Genomic DNA, 4,715 nt, shown 5'->3' on the forward strand with positions numbered 1-4,715 from the left:
GGCTTCTGCGTGAGCAGCCGTCCTACTTTAGTCACGGCTGGATATAGGCTCTCTGGTAGGAGGCATCCAACCGTCTACTCCTCAGCATCCACTTTATGGGCGTACCAGCGCCTAGCAACCTTTGTAGTAATCGCTATCCCACGCCGTGAGCAGTCAAGTTTCGATTGGCTTCGTCGAACTCAGGACTCGTCTGACCAGCCTCAGGTGCGATTTGGCCGCTAACCAACCAAAGCGCGTACTGAGGATGGATCTTTACCATCGACTCTATATCGTCCTCATTTGCTCTGCGCCCCCCTTTCCGCAAGGCATACCACTTCTCGCGATCGATGCCGCTGAGCTCTTCCAGCTTTTTGGCGGTCAGCTTCTTGTATTCCCAGATTGCGACTATTCGCTCTCTTATCATTCTTTTTTCATCTAATAAATTGGCAAATAATGCTAGTAAATAGTTTTCTCTTGCCTATAATCGGCTATATGTGACTAGCAAATACTGCCAGTCATAAATAGCCATGTGCTCCGATTATAGGTCAATAGCTATGGAAGAGTCTGGAATAGTGGGGTTCACCGTCACGGGCGCGATGGAAAAGGTCACGGACTTCCGTACCGCTCCGTTCTGCTCCCAGGCGGTATTCGCTCAGATGCTGGGCCTAGAGGACATCACCGAAGACGTGGTGCGCGGCTGGGTCGAAACCAAGACCGTGCCAACCGCCAAGATTGGCCGCCGTCGCGTCATCAACCTGCACAAAATCCGCCGCGACCTCGACCGGGGTAAGTCGATCTTCTGCCAAGGGGATTACGACGATGAATGACGCCCGGTCTTTCTCCCAGTTCAAGCTGCGCATGCCTCCCGCCTTGCGCTCCCAGGTGGAGCGAGCTGCCGAAGCTTCCCTGCGCTCCCTGAACGCCGAACTGGTCTTCCGCCTTCAACAGAGCTTCGAAGGGGAGGTGCCCGCCGATGCTTCCGAGCAAGTACCTGCACCGACCGCATTCATTGGACTGCGACTGCTCTGTCTGCTGGTCCCGTCGCGAACTGGGGAAAATCAGTCCCTGCCAATCCACACCGTGCACCGAATGCCGCCCTACGCGAGTCGTCACCGTAGTTACCGTGATGACGAAGGTCGCTGGAGTGTGGCGCTCGATCTCCTCGACCTACCGGGTGGAACGGGGTTTTACCTGCGCGAAACACATGCCCGCGCTCCGTCCCCCGAAGTACTGGCACGTTATCTACGACAGCGGCAGGCCGACGCCCTTCGTCCCGGTGCGCGAGCCATTCGAGCTGGAGGGCTGAGCCATGCGTAATCGTCAGCCCACCGCCCTGGTTGCCTGCGAGTTCTCCGGGCGTGTTCGTGACGCCCTGACCCGTGCTGGCTTCTACGCCGTCAGCTGCGACCTGCTGCCCACCGAGCAGGAGGGTGAGCACTTCCAAGGCAATGTCCTGGAGCTATTGGATTGGGGCTGGGATCTGCTGATCGCCCATCCTCCGTGCACCGACCTAGCCACCTCCGGCGCCCGGCACTTCGCTGCGAAGATCGCTGACGGTCGTCAGGCCCGCGCCCTGGATTTCGTCCGCACCCTGCTGGCTGCACCGATCCGCTTCAAGGCCCTGGAAAACCCCAAATCGGTCATCTCCAGCCACATCCGCAAGCCGGACCAGATCGTCCAGCCCTGGATGTTCGGCCACGGCGAGCGCAAGGAAACCCATTTCTGGCTGGAGAACCTGCCGAAGCTGGAGCCCACCGACATCGTCGACGGGCGCGCCCCGGTCGTGCACTACATGGGGCCAGGCCCTGACCGCTGGAAGAATCGCAGCCGCACCTATCAGGGCATCGCTGATGCCATGGCCGAGCAGTGGGGCCGTTACGTCATCGAGCAACTCCGCTCGCCGACTCCGGTTATCTGTCAGGAACCGTATCAGCTGCCCCTGATCCAGGAGGCCCGCCATGCTTTCTAACCCGATCCCGCACCTGATCTTCTGGCTCGTCCTGCTGGCAGTGGGCGCGGTGGTAGGTCGCTACCACGCTCGCCACACCATCCCCACCTGGGCCAATCAGGTCCGGGGCCGCCGCACCGGCTTGTCCGAACGCGCATTTCCGTTCGGACAAACGGAGCGCCGGGCGAAGCGCACCCTTGACCGTCCCCCTCCCTGAATAGCCTCCGCTCGGGAGTGAGGGGCAGCACCACCGCCCCGCGCTCCTGAGCTCTCGGCGGCGAGAGCGGGATGACAAGGGCAGCGCCCTTTGTGTTGACCCCACTCACCGCCAGCACCACCGCAAAACCCAGGCACCACCACACCCGCTGAAAGACGGCCACCAATGCGCCCAATTTGCAGCAGCGGGTCAACTCATGCCCGAAAAAGGCAAAGGAGCTTCAGATGAACATGTTTGCAACCACTGGCGGCGTAGTCGAACTCTGGGTCACCAAGACCGACACCTACACCTCCACCAAGTCCGGCGAGATCTTCGCCAGCGTCCAGGCGATTTCCCCGATCCCGGAAACCGCTCGCGGCAACGCCAAGGGTTTCGAAATTAGCGAATACAACGTTGAGCCGACCCTTCTGGACTCCATCGTCTTCGAAGGCGCCCCGGTGCTCTGCAAGTTCGCCAGCGTCGTCCGCCCGACCCAGGACCGATTCGGCCGCACCACCAATACCCAGGTCCTGACCGAGCTGCTGGCCGTGGGCAAAGAAGCCAGCGCACCGGCTCCGGCCGCTCGCCCCGCTCAGCCTCAGCCCCAAGCCCAGCGCCCGACTCAGCCCCAGGCCAGTGACAAGCCCGCCGCTGAGAAACCCTCCGACAGCAGCAAGTCCTGACGGCGAGGGTAGGTAGATGAAAGCGCCGCTCCGTTTCGCCTTCGGCTGGGTTCTGTACGTGGCAATCCTCTGCGCCGTATCGCCTGCCGTGCGTGCGGTGCGCGAGTTCCTCAAACCCTACCCGCTGGACTCCGTGATCGCTGTGGTCGCGGCTGCGTTCGCCTTCTTCGCCCTGTGGTGGTTCGTCCTGCGCTCCTTCTGGAGCTGGTGCGACCGCCCGCGCAAGGAGGCCCGCTGACATGTCAGGCGTTGTTGCCATTCAGGTCTGCACCAGCTGGGCGTCCACAGCGGACGGCCTGATGCGCTGCCAGCAGATCGAATGGCAACAGGCCTACCTGATTCCGCCCGAGGCCGCTGGAGCCGTGGAGCTTCTGGTCAACGGCGGGTTCTCCCTGGAGGCCTTCAGCATCGGTGCTGCGGGCGTTCTCGGGGCATTCGTGACGGGACTTTTGACTGGCTGGGTCGCGTCACTTCTTCGTAAAGCCAAGTAGAGAGGAAACACTCATGAACGCACTGCAAAAACTCAACCCGGTAACCGCGCTTCGCAACCTGTGCATCGCCGGCACCGTCACCGCCGTGACTTCGGTTCCGGCCTTCGCCGCCAGCGTTATCGACACCAGCGCGGTGGAACAGGCCATCACCGACGGCAAGTCGGACATGTCCAACATCGGCGGCTACATCGTCGGTGCCCTGGTCATCCTGGCCGTCGCAGGCCTGATCTACAGCATGTTGCGCAAGGCGTAAGTGCTCTGGTCGGTGTGGTTGGGGGCGTTCTTCGCCGGCGCCTTCATCACCGGGTACCGATGCGGCGAATTCTTCTGACCCCACTCATGTGGCCGAACCTGGACCCCGCTTCGGCGGGGTTCTTTCTATCTGGAGGAACCATGGGGCTGCATCTTCGACTCGCCATCGCCGCCGTGGTCGTGCTGTTCAGTGGGGGTGCTCACGCACTGACGCCGTATTACTGGATTTTCAGCGATCGGAGTGGCCCCAACTTCGACTCTCCCGCGTCCGCCTGCTCCGACACCTTGTCGTACCTACAGCGGATCAATCAGGGCGCGACAGTCAGTTACTCCGGCTATGTCATGGTGGGTGCAGACAAAGCGTCGTGTAACTTCTCGGTGGCCTGGCCCAGCACAACAGTCGCTGCCTCGCAGGGTTTGACCCGCGTCGGTGATGGCTGCGCTCAGGGCAGTGAGTACAACCCGGCTACCGCTGCCTGCGAGATCCAGCGCCCGAGCGACGCCGAGTGCAAGACCCGCGACAAGTACACCAAGGCCGTGCAGTTCGTCTTCACCGATGGCGGCGCGGTGCTCGACCTCGATCCGGAAATCAAAGACGGCTGCATCTACGAACCCGGCTCGCCAGAGAACTGCAACGACAACGTCTGCACCGTCGATATGAATCCGGTGGGCAACGACGACATGTCGGATAACCCGGACAACCCCGATCAGCAGTTGCAGGACTACCTCGACCAGCTCGCCAAGCAGTTCAAGTGCGAGAAGACCGCCAATGGCACTGTCGGCTGCACCGGCGAGCAAACCAACCCTCCTGATATCGATCCCGACGACAAATGCCCGGATGGCTATTCGTGGTCCGGCACTGCCTGCTTCCCCACCACGGGCGGCGGCAACGAAAACCCCGACAACCCCGGCGGTAATACCGGTGGCGGTGATGGCGGAAACAATGGAGGTGACGGCGGCACCGATCCGGGCACGGGCAACGGCGACGGCGGCGGCTCAACGGGTGGCGGCACGGGCGGCGGGGATGGCGGCACCAACGGCGGCGACGGCCCGAAAGAGACCTTGGCGCAACCCAAGCAAGGCAACTGGGATGACGCGCTAACCACCTGGGAAGCCAAGGTCGCCGAAGCGAAAAAGGAGTTCTCCGAGAAGATCAAAGAGAACGC

Annotated in this window: 9 protein-coding genes and 1 pseudogene; all 10 read left to right on the forward strand. The window is 61.8% G+C overall.

What is annotated here, in order from left to right; all coding sequences use genetic code 11:
• Window positions 1–533: 533 nt before the first annotated feature.
• Complete coding sequence (locus FAS41_RS30215) at window positions 534–806, forward strand: hypothetical protein (protein WP_045217776.1); 273 nt, start codon at window positions 534–536, stop codon at window positions 804–806.
• A pseudogene (locus tag FAS41_RS31350) lies at window positions 799–930 on the forward strand (Arc family DNA-binding protein); the annotation flags it as partial. The gene FAS41_RS30215 and the pseudogene FAS41_RS31350, both read left to right, overlap by 8 nt.
• Before the next feature lie 22 nt (window positions 931–952).
• Complete coding sequence (pflM, locus tag FAS41_RS30975; protein WP_171049594.1) at window positions 953–1,285, forward strand: lysogeny maintenance protein PflM; 333 nt, start codon at window positions 953–955, stop codon at window positions 1,283–1,285.
• A gap of 3 nt (window positions 1,286–1,288) precedes the next feature.
• Entirely contained in the window at window positions 1,289–1,948 is a 660-nt protein-coding gene (locus FAS41_RS30225) for a DNA cytosine methyltransferase (protein WP_138526943.1), read from the forward strand.
• Window positions 1,938–2,144: a hypothetical protein gene (locus FAS41_RS30230; protein WP_138526944.1), complete on the forward strand. Its 207-nt coding sequence runs from the start codon at window positions 1,938–1,940 to the stop codon at window positions 2,142–2,144. Before FAS41_RS30225 ends, FAS41_RS30230 begins: the two co-directional genes overlap by 11 nt.
• A gap of 224 nt (window positions 2,145–2,368) precedes the next feature.
• Window positions 2,369–2,806 (forward strand): DNA-binding protein, encoded by a 438-nt coding sequence (locus FAS41_RS30235; RefSeq protein WP_138526945.1) that lies wholly within the window; start codon window positions 2,369–2,371, stop codon window positions 2,804–2,806.
• Between the two features lie 16 nt (window positions 2,807–2,822).
• Window positions 2,823–3,044 carry a hypothetical protein gene (locus FAS41_RS30240; RefSeq protein WP_138526946.1) on the forward strand — a complete coding sequence of 74 codons (222 nt, stop codon included), beginning with the start codon at window positions 2,823–2,825 and terminating at the stop codon, window positions 3,042–3,044.
• A 1-nt stretch (window position 3,045) separates the two neighbouring features.
• Window positions 3,046–3,297, forward strand: a complete 252-nt coding sequence (locus FAS41_RS30245) for a hypothetical protein (protein WP_138526947.1) — start codon at window positions 3,046–3,048, stop codon at window positions 3,295–3,297.
• A 13-nt stretch (window positions 3,298–3,310) separates the two neighbouring features.
• Window positions 3,311–3,550: a major capsid protein gene (locus FAS41_RS30250; protein WP_138526948.1), complete on the forward strand. Its 240-nt coding sequence runs from the start codon at window positions 3,311–3,313 to the stop codon at window positions 3,548–3,550.
• Between the two features lie 140 nt (window positions 3,551–3,690).
• Window positions 3,691–4,715 (forward strand): hypothetical protein (locus tag FAS41_RS30255; RefSeq protein ID WP_138526949.1); only part of this gene is annotated, 1,025 nt, incomplete at its 3' end.

Origin of the sequence: Pseudomonas nicosulfuronedens, from assembly GCF_005877905.1 — a bacterium.
Classification (GTDB): Bacteria; Pseudomonadota; Gammaproteobacteria; order Pseudomonadales; family Pseudomonadaceae; genus Pseudomonas; species Pseudomonas nicosulfuronedens.

Excerpts from the sequence above, each read along its gene's own strand:
- FAS41_RS30250 (WP_138526948.1), top strand. The coding sequence starts at position 3,311 with ATGAACGCACTGCAAAAACTCAACCCGGTAACCGCGCTTCGCAACCTG.
- FAS41_RS30235 (WP_138526945.1), top strand. The coding sequence starts at position 2,369 with ATGAACATGTTTGCAACCACTGGCGGCGTAGTCGAACTCTGGGTCACC.
- FAS41_RS30245 (WP_138526947.1), top strand. The coding sequence starts at position 3,046 with ATGTCAGGCGTTGTTGCCATTCAGGTCTGCACCAGCTGGGCGTCCACA.
- FAS41_RS30225 (WP_138526943.1), top strand. The coding sequence starts at position 1,289 with ATGCGTAATCGTCAGCCCACCGCCCTGGTTGCCTGCGAGTTCTCCGGG.
- FAS41_RS30230 (WP_138526944.1), top strand. The coding sequence starts at position 1,938 with ATGCTTTCTAACCCGATCCCGCACCTGATCTTCTGGCTCGTCCTGCTG.
- FAS41_RS30240 (WP_138526946.1), top strand. The coding sequence starts at position 2,823 with ATGAAAGCGCCGCTCCGTTTCGCCTTCGGCTGGGTTCTGTACGTGGCA.
- pflM (WP_171049594.1), top strand. The coding sequence starts at position 953 with ATGCTTCCGAGCAAGTACCTGCACCGACCGCATTCATTGGACTGCGAC.
- FAS41_RS30215 (WP_045217776.1), top strand. The coding sequence starts at position 534 with ATGGAAGAGTCTGGAATAGTGGGGTTCACCGTCACGGGCGCGATGGAA.